This is a genomic window from Winogradskya consettensis (assembly GCF_018332715.1).
Lineage (GTDB): Bacteria > Actinomycetota > Actinomycetes > Mycobacteriales > Micromonosporaceae > Actinoplanes > Actinoplanes consettensis.
The window spans coordinates 154143-173350 of record NZ_BOQP01000034.1 but is presented as its reverse complement, the minus strand read 5'-3'; the positions used below and the strand labels follow the sequence as shown (position 1 = coordinate 173350).

Annotated in this window: 21 protein-coding genes; 10 read left to right on the top strand and 11 right to left on the bottom strand. The window is 68.6% G+C overall.

Annotated elements, in window-relative coordinates; translation table 11 throughout:
* Window positions 1–37 precede the first annotated feature (37 nt).
* On the top strand, window positions 38–898 hold the full coding sequence (locus Aco04nite_RS29685) for an oxygenase MpaB family protein (RefSeq protein WP_213000529.1): 861 nt from the start codon (window positions 38–40) through the stop codon (window positions 896–898).
* Window positions 899–912: 14 nt separating this feature from the next.
* Here Aco04nite_RS29685 and Aco04nite_RS29680 read toward each other — a convergent pair whose 3' ends face one another.
* The 7 genes from Aco04nite_RS29680 to Aco04nite_RS29650 all read right to left on the bottom strand — a co-directional run bounded on the left by Aco04nite_RS29680 (window position 913) and on the right by Aco04nite_RS29650 (window position 6025).
* Complete coding sequence (locus Aco04nite_RS29680) at window positions 913–1731, bottom strand: RecB family exonuclease (protein WP_213000622.1); 819 nt, start codon at window positions 1729–1731, stop codon at window positions 913–915.
* Between the two features lie 123 nt (window positions 1732–1854).
* Complete coding sequence (locus Aco04nite_RS29675; protein WP_203838227.1) at window positions 1855–2472, bottom strand: MarC family protein; 618 nt, start codon at window positions 2470–2472, stop codon at window positions 1855–1857.
* A 51-nt stretch (window positions 2473–2523) separates the two neighbouring features.
* Window positions 2524–3375, bottom strand: a complete 852-nt coding sequence (locus Aco04nite_RS29670) for a PHP domain-containing protein (protein WP_213000528.1) — start codon at window positions 3373–3375, stop codon at window positions 2524–2526.
* 43 nt (window positions 3376–3418) lie between these two features.
* Window positions 3419–4297, bottom strand: a complete 879-nt coding sequence (locus tag Aco04nite_RS29665) for a PH domain-containing protein (protein WP_213000527.1) — start codon at window positions 4295–4297, stop codon at window positions 3419–3421.
* 9 nt (window positions 4298–4306) lie between these two features.
* Complete coding sequence (locus Aco04nite_RS29660) at window positions 4307–4465, bottom strand: hypothetical protein (RefSeq protein ID WP_203838224.1); 159 nt, start codon at window positions 4463–4465, stop codon at window positions 4307–4309.
* A 126-nt stretch (window positions 4466–4591) separates the two neighbouring features.
* Window positions 4592–5251: a DUF6758 family protein gene (locus Aco04nite_RS29655; protein ID WP_307794533.1), complete on the bottom strand. Its 660-nt coding sequence runs from the start codon at window positions 5249–5251 to the stop codon at window positions 4592–4594.
* Window positions 5252–5371: 120 nt separating this feature from the next.
* Window positions 5372–6025, bottom strand: a complete 654-nt coding sequence (locus tag Aco04nite_RS29650) for a TrmH family RNA methyltransferase (protein WP_213000526.1) — start codon at window positions 6023–6025, stop codon at window positions 5372–5374.
* Between the two features lie 403 nt (window positions 6026–6428).
* On the opposite strand from Aco04nite_RS29650, the gene trxA reads away from it, so the two are divergent.
* The 4 genes from trxA (at window position 6429) to Aco04nite_RS49960 (ending at window position 11261) form a co-directional block, all read left to right on the top strand.
* A complete protein-coding gene (gene trxA / locus Aco04nite_RS29645) occupies window positions 6429–6821 on the top strand; it encodes a thioredoxin (protein ID WP_213000525.1) in 393 nt (130 codons plus the stop codon).
* A 112-nt stretch (window positions 6822–6933) separates the two neighbouring features.
* Window positions 6934–8865, top strand: coding sequence for an intein-containing Rv2578c family radical SAM protein (locus Aco04nite_RS29640; protein ID WP_213000524.1), 1932 nt, complete (start codon window positions 6934–6936; stop codon window positions 8863–8865).
* Window positions 8866–8942: 77 nt separating this feature from the next.
* Complete coding sequence (locus tag Aco04nite_RS29635; RefSeq protein WP_213000523.1) at window positions 8943–9353, top strand: CoA-binding protein; 411 nt, start codon at window positions 8943–8945, stop codon at window positions 9351–9353.
* Window positions 9354–10697: 1344 nt separating this feature from the next.
* The gene (locus Aco04nite_RS49960; RefSeq protein ID WP_213000522.1) at window positions 10698–11261 is read left to right on the top strand and encodes a DUF4190 domain-containing protein; all 564 of its coding nucleotides are present in this window, start codon (window positions 10698–10700) and stop codon (window positions 11259–11261) included.
* Between the two features lie 404 nt (window positions 11262–11665).
* On the opposite strand, the gene Aco04nite_RS29625 is transcribed toward Aco04nite_RS49960, so the two are convergent.
* Window positions 11666–12532: an SDR family NAD(P)-dependent oxidoreductase gene (locus tag Aco04nite_RS29625; protein ID WP_244876391.1), complete on the bottom strand. Its 867-nt coding sequence runs from the start codon at window positions 12530–12532 to the stop codon at window positions 11666–11668.
* A gap of 210 nt (window positions 12533–12742) precedes the next feature.
* Here Aco04nite_RS29625 and Aco04nite_RS29620 point away from each other — a divergent pair, with 210 nt between their 5' ends.
* Window positions 12743–13381: a DUF4190 domain-containing protein gene (locus Aco04nite_RS29620; protein WP_213000521.1), complete on the top strand. Its 639-nt coding sequence runs from the start codon at window positions 12743–12745 to the stop codon at window positions 13379–13381.
* 67 nt (window positions 13382–13448) lie between these two features.
* Here the strand turns inward: Aco04nite_RS29620 and Aco04nite_RS29615 are convergent, their stop codons facing one another.
* Both Aco04nite_RS29615 and Aco04nite_RS29610 read right to left on the bottom strand, forming a co-directional pair.
* On the bottom strand, window positions 13449–14078 hold the full coding sequence (locus tag Aco04nite_RS29615; protein WP_213000520.1) for a hypothetical protein: 630 nt from the start codon (window positions 14076–14078) through the stop codon (window positions 13449–13451).
* Window positions 14079–14141: 63 nt separating this feature from the next.
* Window positions 14142–15035 carry a DMT family transporter gene (locus tag Aco04nite_RS29610; protein ID WP_213000519.1) on the bottom strand — a complete coding sequence of 298 codons (894 nt, stop codon included), beginning with the start codon at window positions 15033–15035 and terminating at the stop codon, window positions 14142–14144.
* A 121-nt stretch (window positions 15036–15156) separates the two neighbouring features.
* Between Aco04nite_RS29610 and Aco04nite_RS29605 the strand changes: the two genes are divergently transcribed.
* Both Aco04nite_RS29605 and Aco04nite_RS29600 read left to right on the top strand, forming a co-directional pair.
* A complete protein-coding gene (locus Aco04nite_RS29605; protein WP_213000518.1) occupies window positions 15157–15855 on the top strand; it encodes an HAD family hydrolase in 699 nt (232 codons plus the stop codon).
* A gap of 26 nt (window positions 15856–15881) precedes the next feature.
* Window positions 15882–16379 (top strand): hypothetical protein, encoded by a 498-nt coding sequence (locus Aco04nite_RS29600; protein ID WP_213000517.1) that lies wholly within the window; start codon window positions 15882–15884, stop codon window positions 16377–16379.
* 15 nt (window positions 16380–16394) lie between these two features.
* On the opposite strand, the gene Aco04nite_RS29595 is transcribed toward Aco04nite_RS29600, so the two are convergent.
* Entirely contained in the window at window positions 16395–17273 is an 879-nt protein-coding gene (locus tag Aco04nite_RS29595; protein ID WP_213000516.1) for a PhzF family phenazine biosynthesis protein, read from the bottom strand.
* A 33-nt stretch (window positions 17274–17306) separates the two neighbouring features.
* On the opposite strand from Aco04nite_RS29595, the gene Aco04nite_RS29590 reads away from it, so the two are divergent.
* Together Aco04nite_RS29590 and Aco04nite_RS29585 are read left to right on the top strand one after the other, a co-directional pair.
* Window positions 17307–18674 carry a magnesium transporter MgtE N-terminal domain-containing protein gene (locus tag Aco04nite_RS29590; protein WP_438874955.1) on the top strand — a complete coding sequence of 456 codons (1368 nt, stop codon included), beginning with the start codon at window positions 17307–17309 and terminating at the stop codon, window positions 18672–18674.
* Window positions 18671–19204 carry a DUF1003 domain-containing protein gene (locus Aco04nite_RS29585; protein WP_213000515.1) on the top strand — a complete coding sequence of 178 codons (534 nt, stop codon included), beginning with the start codon at window positions 18671–18673 and terminating at the stop codon, window positions 19202–19204. The genes Aco04nite_RS29590 and Aco04nite_RS29585 overlap by 4 nt, the downstream gene beginning before the upstream one ends.
* The last annotated feature ends 4 nt before the right edge of the window (window positions 19205–19208 follow it).

The following is a 19208-nucleotide window of genomic DNA, read 5'->3' as shown; positions in this document are numbered from 1 at the left end:
CCTGCTCGATCGGCGATCTGCGTGGCACGCTGGAGGTATGAACAGCGTGGGCGACCTCGGACTCTTCGGCCCCGACTCGATCACCTGGAAGGTGCACAAAGAGCCCATCGTCACGATGGGCGGCCTGCGTTCGCTCTACCTGCAGGCGCTGCATCCCCGTGCGGTCGCCGCCATCGCGCAGAATTCCGGCTACAAGGCAGACCCCTGGGGCCGCTTCGAGCGAACCTCCGCATACGTGGGAACGATTCTCTACGGCACCATGGCCGAGGTCGAGCTGGCCGCGAGCCGGGTCCGGCGGATGCATTCACAGATGCGGGCGACCGATCCGCGTACGGGTGAGACGTTCCGGATCGACGAGCCGGAGTTGCTTCGGTGGGTGCATGTCGCCGAGGTGGAGTCGTTCCTCACCACGGCCCGGCGCGCGGGTCTCGAGCTGACCGATGCCGAGGTTGACGGCTACTACACCGAGCAGCTGCGCGCCGCCGAGATGATCGGGCTCAACCCCGGCACGGTGCCGGGGACGGCCGCGGAGGTGGCTGCCTACTACGCGGAGATCCGGCCTGAGCTGGCGATGACGAAGGAGAGCGCGGAGACCGCTTTCTTCCTCACTGTCCCGCCTGTCCCGGGGAACTGGGGCAGCCGGTCGCTGCGTCTCGGTCTCACGCTGGGCCCGACCCGGTGGGCCTACTTCGGCATCGCGGGGACGGCGCTCGCCCTGCTGCCGCCCTGGGCCCGCAAAATGTACGGCGGCCTGGGCTGGCCGACGACAGACAAGTCAGCGGATCTTTCTGTACGCGGACTGCGCCTGCTCATCAAAGCCACTCTCCCCGCCGTCCCGGCCCAGTACCGCGTCGCCCCCATGCGCCAAGCCGCCCTGGAACGCGTCGGCATCGCCTAACCCGCCCACCACGGCTACGTCGTGCGCTCCAAGTGCTCTATGGCGGCCCAGGGCTCCTTGGCCTGCACCTCGGCGCCCGCCGGGCAGCTCTTTCGGAAGTCACACCACGCGCACAAAGACCCTGGGTTCGTCGGGAACTCGTCGTCCGGGTCGGCGCCCGCTGCCATCGATTTCTCGGCGGCGATGATGTCGCGGGCGGTGGCTTCGGCGCGGGCCAGCTGGCGGTTGAGGGATTCCTCGGTGTGCTCGTGCGTCGCTACCGTGCCGGTTGGCAGATGGTGCAACTCGACCTTGTGGCACGGTCGGCGGAAGACGCGCTGGGCGGCGTACGCATAGAGGGCCAGAGCTTGTGAGCCGCGGGCGTCGTCGGCGTCGAGGCCGGTGCGGCCGGTTTTGTAATCGACGATCACCGCCTCGCCGTCGCGGGCGTCGATGCGGTCGGCCCGGCCGTTGAAGGCGAGCACCGCGGTCTTGGTGGCGACGACGCGCTCGACGCCGAGGGGTTCTTCCTGCGGGTCGAGACCGGCCACGTAGGTGTCGAGCCAGCCCAGCGCCTTGCGGTAGGCGATGCGCTCCTGATCAACGTCGCGGTAGCCCTCGCGCACCCAGGTCGATTTGAGCAGGCTGGCGACGGGTGCGGTGCCGCGACGGTCGACCGGCAAGGCGTACCAATTCTTGAGGGCTGTGTGCACGCTCGCGCCCAGCGAGTTGTGCGCCCACGGCGGGCCCTTCTGCGGGCTGGGGCGGTCGATGTAGGTGTATCGGTAGCGACGGGGGCAGTCCGCATACGAGCCGAGCTTGCTGGGTGTGCAGACGAAGAGACGTTCGGGCATGCCGTCGAAGCCCAGCTGTTGGTGGGGAACGGCGGCCGATCGCGGCGGGGTCCTGGGCACGAACCAATCCTGCCAGGGCCCTACGACAAAAATTGCGACCAGGGGTCCGACTTCGACGAGGTCTCAGAAGGACGCGGCGTAGAGCTCCACGAACGCGAAGGCCGCATCGGCGATGAGCTGGACCGCGATGGCTGCCAGGAGCAGGCCGGCGATGCGGGTGAGGACCTCGATGCCGGCCGGGCGCAGCAGCTTGACGATGACGCCGGAGAAACGCAGCACCAGCCACACCGAGGCCATGACAGCGATGATGCCGAGACCGATGATCGAGTAGTCCGAGAAGCCGTCCGCACGCTGCACGAAAAGCATGGTCGCGACGATCGCGCCGGGGCCGGCCAGCAGCGGGGTGCCGATCGGGACCAGGGCCACGTTGGTGGTGCCGCCCTGCTCCGACGGTTCGTCCGTCTTGCCTGTGAGCAGCTGCAACGCGACCAGAAGCAGGAGCAGACCGCCGGCACCCTGGAGGGCGGGGAGTTGCACGTGCAGGTAGTCGAGCAGGGTCTGCCCGGCGACCGCGAAGATGACGATGACGCCGAGCGCGAGCAGCACGGCCTGGGTGCCCGCGCGGGTGCGTTCCTTGGCCGGCAGGGTGCCGGTCAGAGCGAGGAAGACGGGGACCATGCCCGGCGGGTCCACGATCACCAGCAAGGTCACGAAGAACTCACCGAACAGTTTCAGATCCACGCGATCAACCTAGGTGGCGGCCACGTTCGGTGCCCTGAACTGCGAGGACCGTCACCCCAAGATCGGGACGCCGGTGGCGGCGGCGACAATTTTCTCGTACGCCGCGAGCTCGGTCGTGAACGCACCCAGCTGGACCGTCTTGTGGGTGCCGTGGAAGTCGGACGATCCCGTCACGATGAGCCCGAGGTCCGCGGCGAGCGCGCGCACGTGGGCCCGTTGCTCGATCGAGTGGTCCTCGTGGTCGGCTTCGAGTCCGAAAAGGCCCGCTTCGGCGAGGTCGACGATCAACTTGTCGGGCACGATCCGCCCGCGGACCGTGGCGTTCGGGTGCGCGAAAACCGGCACTCCCCCAGCGGCCCGGACGGCACGCACTGCCTCAAAAACATCAAGATCTGCTTTGGGTACGAAGTAACGCGCGCCGAGCCACCGGGAAGCGAACGCCTCGCTGGTGGTGCGCACGAGCCCGGCCCGGATCAGCGCCTGGGCGATGTGCGGGCGTCCCACCGAGCCGCCGGCCGCATATCCGTGCACCTCGGGCCAGCTGATGTCGACGCCGTCCGCCCGCAGGAGCTCGACTATCTTCTCGCCGCGCCGTTCGCGATCGGTGCGCATCCGCAGCAGGTCGGCGGCGAGATGTGGCTCGGCGGGGTCGAACAGGTAGGCGAGCAGGTGCAGGGGGATCGCCGGCTCGACGCCGTACCACCGGCACGAGAGCTCGGCCCCGCGCACGAGCGTGAGGTTGGCGGGCCGCGCTGCCGCGGCCTCGTCCCAGCCACCGGTGGTGTCGTGGTCGGTGATGGCCATCACGTCGAGGCCTGCGGCCACGCCCGCACGCATCAGCTCGGACGGGGTCAGCGTGCCGTCACTGGCCCTCGAGTGACAGTGCAGGTCGATTCTGGTCACTCGAAAAAGCTACCGGTTGCTCGCAAAGAACCACGTACGGACGTCAGGCGTCGTCGCCCCCGTCACCATCCTTGCCGAGTCGCGCCTCGACCGCCTGAGGCTCATACATCTCCTCGACGACGCGCAGGTACAACTCGTTGGGGTTGGGCAGGTGCTTGACCTCACGCAGGGCCTGGTCCTGACCGGCCGACTCGAGGACGAACGTGCCGTAGCTCAGCATGCGGCCGAGCGCGGACTGCTCGTACTTCATGTCGGTGACCCGCAGCAGCGGCATCATCGCGACCTTTCGGGTGACGATGCCGTTGACGACCATCACCCGTTTGTTGGTCAGAATGAACCGATCGAAGTACCAGTCGCCGACCTTCCACGCGACCCAGCCCATCACCCCGAGCCAGACCAGCACCGCGGCCGTGACGAGGCCGTCGATGCTCTGCTGGGTGAGGAAGCCCGCGAGATAGCCGAGCACCACAGTGGCGCCGATACCGACCGCGAGCGGCGTGGACAGATGGATCCAGTGCCGCTTCCACTCGCCCCGGTAACGCTCGGTCGGGAAGAGGTATCGCGAGACCAGAGTGGTCGGCTCGTCCTCCAGCGGAAGCACGCGCCGTGGTCCACCCGGGACACCCGAACCGTCACCGCCGAGCCCCTTGAGCTCGTCCTCGGTGAAGACCGGCGCCTCGTACTCGAGCGGCTCATCGCGGTAGCGAGGCTGCTCACGAGTCTCGTAGTCGTCGGCATAGCCGGCACTCGGGGCGTAGGCCGTACTGTCCGAATAAGCCGGACCGTCGGCCTGCGCCGTGCCTCGTGCGTACTCCGGACCATCGTCCCTGACTACGGGATCGTTGTGGCCGAAGTACTCATCGTCGTCCCGAGGGCGGCGCGCACCCTCACCCTCAGGCTGTCGCGGCTCACCAGGACCCATACGCAGATGTTAAGCGACGAGGTTGGTGAAGAAGGTTCCGAATCCGCGAGCTATGTCGCCGATGGTGGAACCGAGCGACGAGAACACGGCCGCGGCCGAGTTCGGGTTGAACGCAATGAAGAAGATCAAGAATGCGATGCCAAGCCAGGTGAGTACCTTCTTGATCATGGCGGGCCTGCTCCTCCGTTGCGGGTACGGTCGACGCCGTCAACACTCACGGTATCATTTTCGCTGCGCTGTGTGAACTTAGTGCCCGAAAAGCCGATACCGTTCCCGCAGGTCACGCAGCCTCGATCAGGCACGACCATGCAGGTACGGAGATGGCGCCCCGTACACGAGCTCGGGAACCACCTCAACGGACAGGTCGTGAAGCACGACATGTTCGGCGAGGAAGTATCCCGCGCTTGCCGGCCACGCTACCGCATAGAGCCACATTCCTTTGGCTTCACTCACATAGGCGCTGCGGTCCTCAGGGGCCTTTACGCACCACAATGGAGTGGGATGTCCACCTGCCTTGATCTTGGCATGTGGACCACAGTGCTGGGACGGGTCGCTGAGCGCCTCCGCGATCAGGTAACCCGGATCGATGCCCGGAATGCCGGCGAAGCGGGTGCCCAGGCCGACCCCGGGCTGCTCGGCGATGAGGACGAGGTCGGCAGGACCACCACCGAGCGGGTCCGGGCCGCTGCAGGACAGCGCGGTCGCCCGTACGCCCGAACGCTCGTCACCCGCCCAGCCCACGCCGGTCACCATCCACCCGGGCGGGAGCGGCCACGGACACCAGAGCGGCACCCGGCGCTCGGCCGAGGGCTGCCGCACGACGCTGTCGATGATCTCGGAGCTGATGTGCTCGGCGACGTGGAAGGGATAGACGTCGCCACAGTTGTCGCAACGCCAATCGCTGTGCATCAGGTCCGGCGGCCGGACCTGCGCGGCACAACGGGGGCAACTCACTGTGACACCCACCCCTCAACGGTGGGGGTCACGACGGCGTGCGTCAAGCGAATCGCCAGAACCCGGGCAGTTCGACCTTTCCGAATCAGCCGGGCCTTTCGCCTCAGTCGGGCTTTCGCTTCAGTCAGGCGGGGGACCGGCGTGTGCGCGTACCCATGAATGCATGGCGATGCCGCTGGCCACCCCGGCGTTGATCGATCGCGTGGACCCGTACTGAGCGATGGAGAAGAGCTCACTGCAGGCGGCGCGCGCCGCATCGGAGAGCCCGGGACCCTCCTGGCCGAAAATCAGCACGCATTCACGCGGAAGGGTGACCGTCTCCATCGGGCGCGACCCGGGAAGATTGTCGATTCCGATGATCGGCAGATCGGCCGTGGCGGCCCAGCCCGTGAAGTCGTCGATCGTGGGGTGATGCCGGACATGCTGGTAACGATCGGTGACCATCGCGCCACGGCGATTCCAGCGGCGCAGGCCGACGATGTGAACCTCAGCAGCGAGGAAGGCGTTGGCGTTGCGGACAACCGTGCCGATGTTGAAGTCGTGCTGCCAGTTCTCGATCGCGACATGGAAGGTGTGCCGGCGCTGATCGAGGTCGGCCACCACGGCCTCGCGTCTCCAGTAGCGATACCGGTCGACGACGTTGCGCCGATCACCTTCGACGAGGAGCTCGGGGTCGAAGTGCGCTCCGGTCGGCAGGGGTCCCACCCAGGGGCCGACGCCCACATCCTGTGCATGGGCCGGCTCATCGGAGGCGGGCAGCTGATCGGGAATCATGGCCGCTGAGGCTAGTCGCTGCCGCCGCTCACCCGTACCCAGACGCAATGAACGGCGGGGCCCTCCCCGGCACCCGCCGCCCACGCTCTGATGCGGGAAATTTTGCCTCACCCTGCGTACACATGTGAAGGGCTTTGAAGGGTGACCCGAGTCACAATTAACTTTGTTGCCTATTAGCGATGCGATAGATCAAGAGGTTTTTCACCTGCGATGAACGCAAGATCCATGAATCCGCTTTCTCGTGACATCCGAGAGCGGCGTCCTCACTTTCGGTTACCATGGGACGCCGATGCAGCCTCGAAAGGTGCCGCAGGCCACGTGTCACGAGGCCCCGCGGCGGGAATCATCGAGGCGGAAGACGGGTTTACCAGCACGTAAGCCAATTCCCGTGGACGGAGAGATCATGGCGACCGTTGCGCTGACCACAGAGAACTTCGACGAGGTGACCGGCAAGGACGGCATCGTGCTTGTCGACTTCTGGGCAAGCTGGTGCGGGCCGTGTGTGCGCTTCGCTCCCACCTACGAGCGCTCCTCGGAGAAGCACACCGAAATCACCTTCGGCAAGGTCGACACCGAGGCCCAGCAGGAGCTCGCCGCGAAGTTCGGCATCAGCTCCATCCCGACGATCATGGCTGTCCGCGACGGCGTTCTCGTCTTCTCGCAGCCCGGCGCCCTCCCCGAGTCGGCGCTCGAGTCGCTGATCGAGCAGGTCGAGAAGCTCGACATGGACGAGGTCAAGCAGAAGATCGCCGAGCACGAGCACGGCGACGCCAAGGCGGAGCACGCGCACAGCTGAGCACCCGCTTCACCCGACCGCGCCGCGGACCTCCCAGAGGTTCGCGGCGCGGTCTTTTTCTTTCGTGGGAACGGGTGGACAGCCGTGTCGAACATGTGTTCGAATCTTGGCTATGCGATGGTCTCACCTGTCGGCACGGACCGACGACGCCTCGCTCCTGGACGCAGCGCCGGTGGCCTCACCCCTGCCGCTGGCGCTGCCCGGAGCGGTCGTCCGCACGTTCGACACACCCGGCTTCAGCGGCATGACGTTCTACGAGATCCGGGCCAGATCAATCATCAACCGGGTCCCGGGCGCCTCCCGCGTGCCGTTCCAATACACGATCAATCCCTACCGTGGCTGCTCGCACGCCTGCTCCTACTGCCTCGGCGGCGATACCCCTATTCTCCTGGCCGACGGATCCACGCGGCCGCTGTCGCAGCTCCAGGTGGGTGACGCGGTGCTCGGCACGACCGGCGCCGGCCCCCACCGGAGGTACGAGACAACGACGGTGCTCGACCACTGGAGCACGTCGAAGCCGGCCTTCCGGGTCACGCTCGCCGACGGCACCCGGCTCGTGGCCAGCGGTGACCACCGTTTCCTGACCGACCGCGGGTGGCGGCACGTCAGCCCCGCCGAGCCGCACCTGCCCGCCCTGGCCGTCGGCGACCGCATGTCCGGCGTCGGGCACTTCGCCGACCCGCCCAAGGAGTCACCCGACTACCAGGCCGGCTACCTGTGCGGCCTGATCCGCGGCGACGCCGGCGCCCCGCTCACGGCCAGCCCGCGCGAGGGCGACGCCTGGATCCGCGCCGACGGTTACCTCGAGGACGTCCCGATGCACGAGGCACTCCGCTGGCCGGAGATGCCGACCAGCGGGTGGTACAGAGGCTTCCTGGCGGGGGCCTTCGGCGCGACCGGTGTCGCGGACCGCCTCGCGATCGTCTTCACCAGCCGGGACCAGGGCTTCCTCTCCCGGGTCACCGAGGCGCTGACCTACCTCGGCCTGCCCAGCCGCCGCCCGCCGCACCCCCAGCTCGGCGGTGTCGGCTCGGTGGAGATCACCCGCGACCTGTGGGCCGCGCTCCGGTTCCGCCACCTCACCGGGACCGTCGAGGCGCCGCTCGACGCCTCCGGGGTCGGGGTCCGCAGCGACCCCCAGCTGACCGTGGCCGACATCGAGGAGCTCGGCCTGACCCTGCCGCTCTACGACATCACCACGGGCACCGGCGACTTCATCGCCGACGGAGTCGTCAGCCACAACTGCTTCGCCCGCAACACCCACACCTACCTCGACCTCGACGCCGGCCACGACTTCGACTCCAAGGTCATCGTCAAGGTCAACGCCGGTGAACTCGTCCGCCGCGAGCTGTCCTCCCCACACTGGACGGGCAGCCCGGTCGCGATGGGCACCAACGTCGACGTCTACCAGCGCGCCGAGGGCCGTTACCGCCTGATGCCGGAGATCCTGACGGCACTGCGCGACCACGCCAACCCGTTCTCGATCCTCACCAAGGGCACGCTCATCCTGCGCGACCTCGAGCTGCTCCGACAGGCCGCTACCGTCACCGACGTCGGCCTGTCCTTCTCCGTCGGCTTCCTCGACGAGGCCATGTGGCGCGCCGTCGAATCAGGCACCCCGAGCCCCCGACGCCGCCTCGACGCGGTGCGGCGCCTCACCGACGCGGGCTTCGCGGTCACCGTCCTGATGGCACCGATCCTCCCGGGCCTCACCGACACGGACGAATCCATCGAAGAAACCGTCGCCGCGATCGCCGCCGCGGGCGCATCCGGCGTAACCGCGCTCGCCCTCCACCTGCGCCCCGGCGCCCGCGAGTGGTACGCCGCCTGGCTCACCCGCGAACACCCCGCCCTGGCCCCGCGCTACCGCGACCTCTACCGCGACGGCTCCTACCTGCCGCAGACCTACCAGAACGAAATCGGCGCCCGCGTCCGCCTGGCCGCCCGCCGCCACAACCTGCACCGAGCCACCCCCGGCGAAGCCCGCCAGGCCTCCCCCACCACCCCGGCCCGCTCCGACACCGAACAGCTCACGCTGCTCTAGAACGACTTATCCCCAGGGTTATCCACAGCCAGCAAACTTGGCCTGGCCAACGCCCCCGGCATCGATAAAGTCGACCCATGCGAACAACAACGCAAATCCTCGCAGAATCCCAGGTCATCGCCGTTGTCGGAGCCTCCGGCAACCCCGCCAAGCCCGCCCACACCGTCCCATTCCAAATGCTGCGCCACGGCTGGAAAATCATCCCGGTCAACCCGTTCACCGACGAGATCTACGGCCTCAAAACAGTCCCCACCCTCGCCGACCTCCCCGAACCAGTCGACCTCGTCAACATCTTCCGCCCCTCCGCCGACGCCCTGGAGGTAATCCGCCAAGCCATCGCCACCAAGGCCGCCCCAGCCATCTGGCTCCAATCCGGCATCACCTCCCCCGAAGGCCGCCGCCTCGCAACAGAAGCCGGCCTGGACTACGTCGAAGACCGCTGCCTGGCCGTCGAACGAGCAGTAGCCAACCTGTCGAAACTGCCCTGACGCTCGCTCTTGGCCGCGGGACCGGCTTGCCCTCGCCGTCAGCCCTCGCTCTCCGCGCTGCTCTCAGCCCTCGGCCCCTCGGCCGTCCACCCTGAGCCGTGCTTACTCGCCGTTGCGCGGGGCCGGGTGATGGGAGGTATCCGTCGGGCGGTGGTCCGCGAGTGCTTTGGCGCCTGACGGGCTGATGAATCGGACTTCGTCATCCGTTTTGGTCTGCAGGGCAAGATCCGGCGTGGACCAGACCAGGCAAGGCCAGCGCAAGGCGGGCCAGACCCGTGCGGCCAGACCAGGGCGGCCAGACCAGGCAGGTTGGGCGCGGCGTAATAGGCCTGGGCGGACCGGGTGGGCCAGACCGGAGCGGGCTGGAACCGGCAGTGGTGGGCTCGGTTAGAGGACGACGGCCGAAGTCGGTCCAGGTCCGACCCTGCGCCACGTTTTGACCAGATCTGCGTCCAGCTTGGGGCTAATCCCAGCCGTGGAACAACCACGGCTTGGGCCCAAACTCCGGGCCCGGGCCGATCACAGCTTTGGGCTGAACCTGAGGCCCCGGGCCTACTCCAGCTCCGGGCCGGGCTTCAAGCCCCCTGCCTACTCCTGCTTTAGACCGGACTTCAGGCCCGAGGCCTACTCCAGCTTTGGACGGGGTTTCAGCTTTCGGCTTACCCCAGCTTCGGGCTTACCCCAGCTTCGGGCCTACCCCAGCTTCGGGCCTACCCCAGCGCGGGGCCGCGTTCAGCTTTGGGCCATGTCCGGTTCCTGGCGCGGAAGGGCTGGAGCGTGATCCGGCGGGTTCTGGGCCACCCTTGATTTCGAGCCGGGCCCAGCTCAGGTCGCCGCCGGGAGGCGAACTCAGACTTGCCGAGCTTGGTGGCGGCGCTGGCACTCGGGGCGGCGCTTGGCGGTCGGGGCGGCGCTTGGCGGTCGGGGCGGCGCTTGGCGGTTGGGGCGGCGTTGGCGGTCGGAGCGGCGTGGGCAGGTCTCTCGGTGCGGGCGGGCAGTTTTGGCAGGTCCGGGCCCGTGGACGGGGGGCGGGATGCGGGGAGACGCCGGTGACGGAATATGGGGGTTGAGTGGGTTTTGGGCGGTTGATTTGATCGTTGTGATGGACTTGGGATCTTCTGGGGACGGCTGGGGGTGGATGGAGGTTGTCCTGATCCGCGACTATGAATCCGTTCGGGGGAATCCAGCGGTTCGGGTCGTGCTCTTCGGGGGGACGGGCGGGCTGGGTGTTGGGGCTGTTCCAGGCGGCGTGACGTGCGATGGGGTGGCTAGACACGCTGTATCGGGGTGCCCCTATTTTCTTCCCGGCTAGTACGGTGCCGGGTGAACGAGGAGGACCTTGAGATGACATACCCGCCATCGGGTGGTTCGCAGGACCCATATCAGCCCCAGCAGCCTTACGGGCAGCAGCCGTCGTTTGACCCGACGACGCCGTACACGCAGGACCCGTACGGTGCTCCGCAGAGTGGGGCGCCGGCGAGTGGGCAGCCTTCGTACGGGCAGCAGCCACCGCCGTACGGGGCTCCGGCCAGCGGGGGACCGGCTAGTGACCCTTACGGCCAGTCGCCTTACGGCGCGCCGACGAGCGGCCAGCCTTACGGGCAGCCGGGCTATGGACAGCCGGGCTACGGGCAACCGTACGCACAGCCGGGTTACCAGGCCGCGGCGCCGACCAACACGATGGCGATCCTGAGTCTGGTGTTCGCCTTTGTGTTCGCGCCGGCGGCGATCGTGATGGGTCACGTGGCGAAGAAGCAGATCCGGCAGACCCACGAGTCCGGTGACGGGCTGGCGACGGCGGGGCTGTGGCTGGGTTACATCTTCACCAGCGTCTACTTGCTGATCTGTGCGTTCTACGTGGTGGCCGTGGTGTTCGCGATCAACTCCGGCGGCACCTCGAGCTACTGACGCTCACGGACAACGCCCGGTGGACACCGTTCCACCGGGCAGCGGCCTAACGCGCCGGAAGCAACCCGGCCGACGGCCCAGCGGCCTGGAATCATCCCGACCGGCGCCCCAAAGGCCCGGAAGCATCCCGGCCAGCGGTCCAACAGCCCGGAAGATCAAACCAACGGACCCAAAGGCTCCGGAACGCATATACGACCTCAAGCGCTGCAAACCGCCCAGAGGCTCGGCGCCCCAAAGCTGCCAGCACCAAAGACCGCAAAGTCCTTGGGCAGGTCGGAGATGAAGACGACGCCCATCTCGGGGCGCAACCCGGAGACCGCCAGCACTCCAAAGCCGCCAGACCCAAAGACCACCAGACCCAAAAGGCCACCGCGCCCAAAGCTGGCGACAAAAGCCGAGCAGGCTCAGCGGAATTCGGCCTCGCGGACGCTGTTGCCGCCGTCGACGACCAGCATCTGGCCGGTGATGTACGACGCGGCCGGGGAGCACAGGAAGGCGATGGCGGCGGCGACCTCGTCGGGGGTGCCGGGGCGGCCGATCGGGGTGCCGAGGCCCTGTTTGATCTCGGTGACCGTGGAGGCGGCGGTGTAGATCGTGCCGGGGGCGACGCAGTTGACGTTGATGCCGTCGGCGACGAGTTCCATGGCGAGTGCTCTGGTGAGGCCGACGACGCCGGATTTGGCGGCGGCGTAGGCGGCTTCGGTGGGGAGGGCGTTGATCGGGCCGGCGGTGGCGGCGAGGTTGACGATGCGGCCCCAGCCTCCCTCGGACATGCCGCCGACGAAGGCTCGACTGCACAGGAAGGCCGTGCTCAGGTTGCGGTCGATTTCGGCGCGCCACTCGTCATAGGTGAGCTGGGCGACCGGGCGGAGGACCTCGGGGCTGGTGCGGCTGGCGAGGCCGGCGTTGTTGACCAGGACCTGGACGTCGCCGAGCTGGTCGACGATGGCGTCCGCGAGGGCGCCGACCTCGGCTTCGTCGGTGAGGTCGGCCACAAAGCCGGTGACGCCGAGCTCGGTGGCGCGTTCGTGGATGCGGCGGGTCGTGGAGACGATGGCGACCCGGGCGCCCAGATCGCGCAGGCGGCGCGCGGTTGCGTACCCGATGCCGTCCGGGCTGCCCGCACCCGTGACCAGGGCGACCTTTCCGTCCAAGCGCAACGTGACGGGCGCTTCCTCGGGGCCGGGTGTGGCCGCCAATTCCAGGTGCACCGCCTCGGCGATGGCAGAGGGCTCACCGGGAACGAACTCGGGCTGGGCGTCGTAGGCCATGCGGCGATCCTGCCCGCTCCCGCGCACGGGGGCAAACATCGGTCCGATCGTGGCGAAATCTCAAACCGTTTTTCGGTACGCCCGGAGCGCGGAGCCGCAAAACCACAGCGACCCGGCCACAGAGCAGTAACGGGGCTGCGCCGGGGTGACAGACCCTTCTACGCTGGTCCCAGACATCGAGCAGCGCAGGCGCCGGACGGAGGCAGTTCCTTGACCTACCCACCGACGCAGAACCCCGACGGCACCAACCCGCCGCCCCCGGACCCACCGGTCCAGCCCTACCAGCAGTACCAGCCGGGGGCCCAGTACCAGCCAGGGGCCCAGTATCAGCCAGGGGCCCAGTATCAGCCAGGGGCCCAGTACCAGCCGCCGGCGCAATACCAACCCGCGCCGCAGCAGCAGCCACTCCCCTCGCCATACGAGATCCCGCCGGTCCAGCAGCCACCGGTCTACGACCCGTACGGTCCGACGACGAACCCGTACGCCCAGCCGGCGAACCCATACGCGCAGCAGCCCTACGACTACGGCAACCCGGGCAGCCCGTATGCGTACTCGCCGTACACCGCGATGCGCCGCCCGACGGACGGCCTCGCGATCGCCTCCCTGGTGATCTCCTGCGTCGCGGTTCCGGGCCTGTGCGGGTTCTATGTCGGTGGGCTGCTGGGCATTCTCGGCGCGATCTTCGGACACGTCGCCCGCCGTCGCATCCGCAGGTCGGGGGCGAGCGGCAACGGCATGGCGCTCGCGGGCATCATCACCGGCTGGGTCGTCGCCGGCATCGCCATCATCGCTGCGATCGCGATCGGCGTTTCGATGGCGAACACCCCCGACAGCACCGGCACGTTCTAGAACGCAGGCACGGCTCAGAACGAGGGCCGACACGTCCTAGAACGAAGGCGCCGTTCAGAAACGAGGGTCAGCCGCCGGGTTGGGGCGCGGTGGGGATCCCGGTTCCTGCCAGCGGCATGACGGGGCCCTCCTCGATGAAGATCAGGGGGGCCTTGCGGCCGTACTGCCGAGGCAGCTGCTCCCGGGCCTGGTCGACGTCCGGGGTGCCGATCTCCAGGCCGACCCCGTCGTGCCGCGCGGAGATCGTCGAGATGAAGATGCCGCGGGCCTGCCAGGCGGGGATGTCCGCTCGCAACCTGTCGTGCCAGGTGGCCAGTTCGTGCATGCCGTAACGGGCGTCGCGGACGAAGATGCAGGTGTTCTCGGCGGCGTTGCGGATGAAGTCGTCGAAGGCCGCTGACGGGACGCGGTAGACGATGGCTCGTACCCGTTGCTGGTCGACCTCGATGCCCGCGTAGCTGGATTTGTGCTGTGTGCGGCCGGCCTCGTCGATGCGGCCGATGGCCGCTTCCAGCGGCTTTGGGGTGACCGGCCAGGTGCGGCCGCCGACATCGACGCTTTCCGGGGTACGCGAGAACTCGCAGCCCGCCGTGGTCCAGCCCCCGATGATCCCCACCTCGGGAATCTCGGGTTCTCCGCAGGCGCCGGTCATGAGGAGCACCGCCAGGCAGAGGAACAGACATCGATATCGACGCATCGCATCCACCCTCTCTACCGCGCCGGACCGCCGTACGCCAGGGATCAACGAGATCGGCAGCTGTCAGGGCGCGTCGACGGGCACCTGAGCGGGGGTCGTACGAGCACCGAGGATGACAACTGCGACGCCTGCGACCAGGACGGCAAGGCCCGGCAGGGCTGCCGTGGAGGGTGTCTGACCGAGCCAGAGCCAGGCCAGCAGCGCGGCGCCGGGGACTTCGAGCAGGATGAGCACGCTGACCGTGGTGGCGGGGACCTTCTGCAACGCGTAGTTGAACATCGAATGCCCGAGCAGCTGGGCGCCGACCACGAGGGCCAGGATCGCCAGCCAGGTCTGCTTGTCGTAGCCGGTCATCGGGACCCGGGCGATCAGGCACACCGCGAGAAGCAGGACCGCGCAGGTTCCATAACAGGTCCATGTGTACGTCGTGGTGCTGATCCGGACCCGGGCCCGTTCACCGAACGCCGTGTAGACCGCGGCCGCGATCGCGCCGATCACCGCGAGGACGTCGGAGAGGACCGCCTGGCTGGAGACGCCGATGTCGACCCCGGTGGCCCAGGCGACGCCGACCACCGCGAGGGCGATGCCCGCCCAGCTGAGCCGGGACGGACCGGTCTGCCCCGGGAGCGCGGCGGCCAGCAGGCCCTGCCAGACCGGCTGGGTGGCGACCAGCGCGGTCGCGGTGGCCACCGAGCCGAGCTTGACCGCCGGCATCCAGGTCGCGAAGTGCACGGCGAGTGCGATTCCGGCGAGTACGCAAAAGATGCCACCGGTCGCCGGCAGTGACCGGACCTCCGCCCGGCGCGGGCCGGCGCTGATCGGGGTGAGCGCCGCGAAGGCCAGGCCGTTGCGCCAGAAGGCCACGGCCAGGGCGGGTGCCGCCGCGAAGGCGATCAGCGGCGCCGAGGAGGAGACCGCGAGAACGGCGAGGATCAATGCGGCCGTGGTGAACGCCATGCCGTCACTTCTTGCCGATGGGCGGGTCACAGTTTGTCGACCAAAGTTGAGCGGAAAGTAAGACTGTCGTTACGCTCACCGCGTTTAGCCATCGGTCAATGCCCCTGGAGAGTGGTTTTCCATGCCCGCGTATCAAGCGGTGCTATTCGATTTCTTCGGCACGCTGACCCGCTCCGTGCAGCGCGGTCCGCAACATGCCGCCATCGCCCGGGCGCTGGGCTGCGACCCCGACGCCGTCCTGAGCGTCCTGGACCGGACCTTCCAGGTACGGGCCCGGGGCCAGTTCGGCTCCGCCGAGGCCACCCTACGGTGGGTCACCGAGCAGGCCGGCGGCAGCCCGCGACAGGCCCAGCTGCAGGCCGCGGTGCCCGCGCGGGTCGACGCGCTGCGGGCCGACACCGAGCTCCGGACCGATGCCGAGAGTGTGCTGCGCGCGCTCAAACAGCGCGGGATGCGTACCGGACTGATCAGCGACTGCACCCACGAGCTGCCGGCCTTCCTGCCGAGCATGCCCATCGCACCCCTGCTGGATGTCAGTGTCTTCTCGGTCGAGGTCGGCCGGTGCAAGCCGGACCCGATGATCTACCTGGAGGCCTGCTGGCGGCTGCGGGTCGCGCCGGAGGACTGCCTTTACATCGGCGACGGCGGCAGCCGCGAGCTCACCGGCGCCGCGTCGGTGGGTATGACCGCGGTCCGGCTCAACGCCCCCGACCTGGCCGATCACCTCGTCTTCGACCGCGACGACGACTTCGCCGGGCGCAGCATCACCTCACTCTCCGCGGTGCTCGGCCTCGTCGACCGGGTCCCCGCCCTCAATTGAGGCCGAATGGCTGAGAGGATGTCCCGGTGACGACGGAGCTGGTGGCCGAGGCCATCAAGAAGGCCGGCATCGCGTGGATCAGCGCCGACGGCGGCCCCGCCCGCGGCCTGTGGGTCATGCCGCTCGACGGGACGCTGATCGTGCTGAGCGGCCCCGGCGAGCAGGTCTCGCCCGGCCTCGCGGAGGCCAGCACCGCCCAGGTACGCCTGCGGGGCGACAACGGCGGACTCATTCTCGTGGTCGAGACGCGGGTCGAACGGATCACGCCCGGCAGCGAAGCCTGGGACGAGGTCGCGCTGCCGCTGGCCAACAAGCGGCTCAACGCCTCGGGCACCGCCGACGAGGTCGTGGCGCGATGGGCACAGACCGGCTGCGTCGTGGCCCGGCTCACCCCGGCGGAAACCGCACCCGTCGCCGCTCCGGACCTTCCGGACGATTCAGGTGCGGCTCCGACTCGGGAGACCCCGGCGAAGGTCGCGGTGCGTCGACCGTTCCGCCTTCATCGCGTACGCAAGAAGCGCTGATCTTTTGCCTTCGAGTCACCCCACGAAGGGTGGAACCGCGATCTCGCCCTTCGCCACCGGCACCACGTGGCCGGACACCGTTGCCGAGGTCGCCACGCCCTTCGAGGCAGTGACGGTGCAGGTCAACAGCGACGGGCGATGCATTTCAAAACCCTGATGCACGGTGTACGCGGAAGTGCCGTCACCCGGCAGCCAACCGTTCGCGACCAGCCACACACCCAGCCCCAGCGCCGCCGAACCGGTCGCCGGATCCTCGGGCACCGACACCCCCGGGCAGAAGACCCGCGAGAACGCCGTGTTCGTGTCGCTGTCCCACGCGAAGACGTCGATCTGCGAGACACCCGCCGCGGCCGCCCGCGCCGGATCGGCCCACGCCCGCACCAGCGCGCGACGCTCGACCGGCAGGAACACGAACTCCAGCCCGCACCCGGCCGCCGACGGCGTGGTCTTCGGCCCGGCGAAGTCATCCCCGGCCAGCCCGGTCACGTCCAGCAGCACCGCAGGGTCGAACGCGTCCCCCAGCGTGGGAGTGCCCCCGGTCAGGGTCGCCGAGTCCTTGTCCGAAACCACGATCGGCAGCAGTCCCGCGCCGCACTCCTGCACCAGGTGACCCGAGGCCGCGAGCCCACGGCGTACTGAGACAACTGCCGCACCGACGCTGGGGTGACCGGCGAACGGCAGCTCGGTCTCCGGGGTGAAGATCCGGGCCCGGTACGTCGCCTCGATCTCCGTCGGCGGCAGCACGAACACCGTCTCCGACAGGTTGAACTCACGGGCCAGCGCCTGCATCTGATCGCCCGCGAGCGCCTCGGCCCCGAAGACGACCGCAAGCGGGTTTCCCGCGAAAGGACGGTCCGTGAACACGTCGACGATCTCGTACGCCAGAGTAGACATGACTCGACGCTAACCTAGGCTTAGTTGGTGACCATGGGGACGAAGGTTTATCTGGCGCGCCTTGCCGCGCTCCCCGTGTTCGACCCCAACGGAGACCGGGTGGGGCGGGTGCGGGACGCCGTCGTGCGGCTGCGCACGACGAACCGGCCGCCGCAGGTCGTGGGGCTGGTTGCCGAGATGGCGCTGCGCCGGCGGATCTTCCTGCCGATCGGCCGGGTCACGTCGATGGACGCGGATGCCGTCGTGCTCAGCACCGGCACGCTCAACCTGCGCCGCTTCGAGAAACGCCCCAACGAGCTGCTCGTGCTCGAAGACCTGCTCGACCGGCGGGTCACCATCACCCCGGAGAGCGGCGACGGGCCGGCGGACAACGCCATCGTCGTCGACCTGGGCATGGAGCTCAACCGCAACAACGAATGGCTGATCACCCGGGTCGCCGTGCGGCAGAACACCGGAAGGCTGACCCGGCGCGGGCACACGTACCAGGTCGAATATGACCGGGTGAAGGGCCTGGTCGGGCCCACCGACACGCAGGGCAGTGCCAACCTGGTCGCCCTGCTGGAACAGATGCGCCCGGCCGACATGGCGAACGCCCTGCAGGACCTGCCGGACGAACGGCGCAACGAGGTCGCCGCGGCGCTCAGCGACCGTACGCTCGCCGACGTGCTCGAGGAGCTGCCCGAGCACGACCAGGTCGAGATCCTGATCCGGCTCGACCGGGAACGCGCCGCCGACGTGCTCGAACGGATGGACCCGGACGACGCCGCCGACCTGCTCGCCGAGCTGCCGAAGGCGGAACAGACGATCCTGCTCGACCTGATGGAGCCCGAGGAAGCGGCCCCGGTCCGGCAGCTCATGAGCTACACCCCGGGCACCGCCGGCTCGGTGATGACCTCGGAACCGGTGATCATGCCGCCGGACGCCACGGTCGCCGAGGCGCTGGCCCGGATCCGCGAGCCGGAGCTGTCCCCCGTCGTCGCCGCCCAGGTCTTTGTCGCCCGGGCACCTTCGGCAACGCCCAGTGGGAAGTATCTGGGCATGGTCCACTTCCAGCGCCTGCTCCGCGAGCCGCCCGCCGCGATCCTCGGGGGCCTGATCGAGAAGGACCTCGACCCGCTGCGACCCGAGACCGGCCTCACCGAGATCACCCGGCGGATGGCTACGTACGACATGGTGGCCATGCCCGTCGTCGACAGCACCTACCGGCTGGTGGGCGCGGTGACCGTCGACGACGTCCTGGATCACTCCCTGCCCCGCGACTGGCGTGACCGGGACGCCTCCGACGATGCCGCGGACGACGCCGCCGGTGACGCCCTGCGCGACGAGGACGGCTACGCGCTCGAGCCGGCCCCGGCCCCGGCCCCGATCATGCCCGGCCCGAACGGTGGTTCCCGCCGATGAGCGATCTGCGCCGCCCCCCGCTGGACCGTCTCGACCAGCCCGTCGAGCCCGGCCGGGTCCGCCTGCCCCGCTTCGACCCCGAAGCCTTCGGCCAATGGTCGGAGAACATCGCCCGCTACATGGGCACCGCCAAGTTCATCGTCTACATGACGATCGTCATCGCCGCCTGGTTCGGGTGGAACACCCTGGCGCCGGCGAGCATGCGCTTCGATCCGTACACCTTCACGTTCCTGACCTTGATCCTGTCCCTGCAGGCCTCCTATGCCGCGCCGCTGATCCTGCTCGCCCAGAACAGGCAGACCGACCGCGACCGCCTCGCCATGGACGAGGATCGTCGCCGCGCCGCCATGCAGAAGGCCGACACGGAGTACCTGGCCAGGGAAATCGCCTCCCTGCGTATCGCACTCGGCGAAGTAGCCACCCGCGACTTCCTGCGCTCCGAACTCACCCGGCTCGCCGACGAGCTGGACGAGGCGGCAACCCGTCGGCAGAAGCTCGACCGCAAGGAGTGGGAGGAAGAGCACTCCTGACACC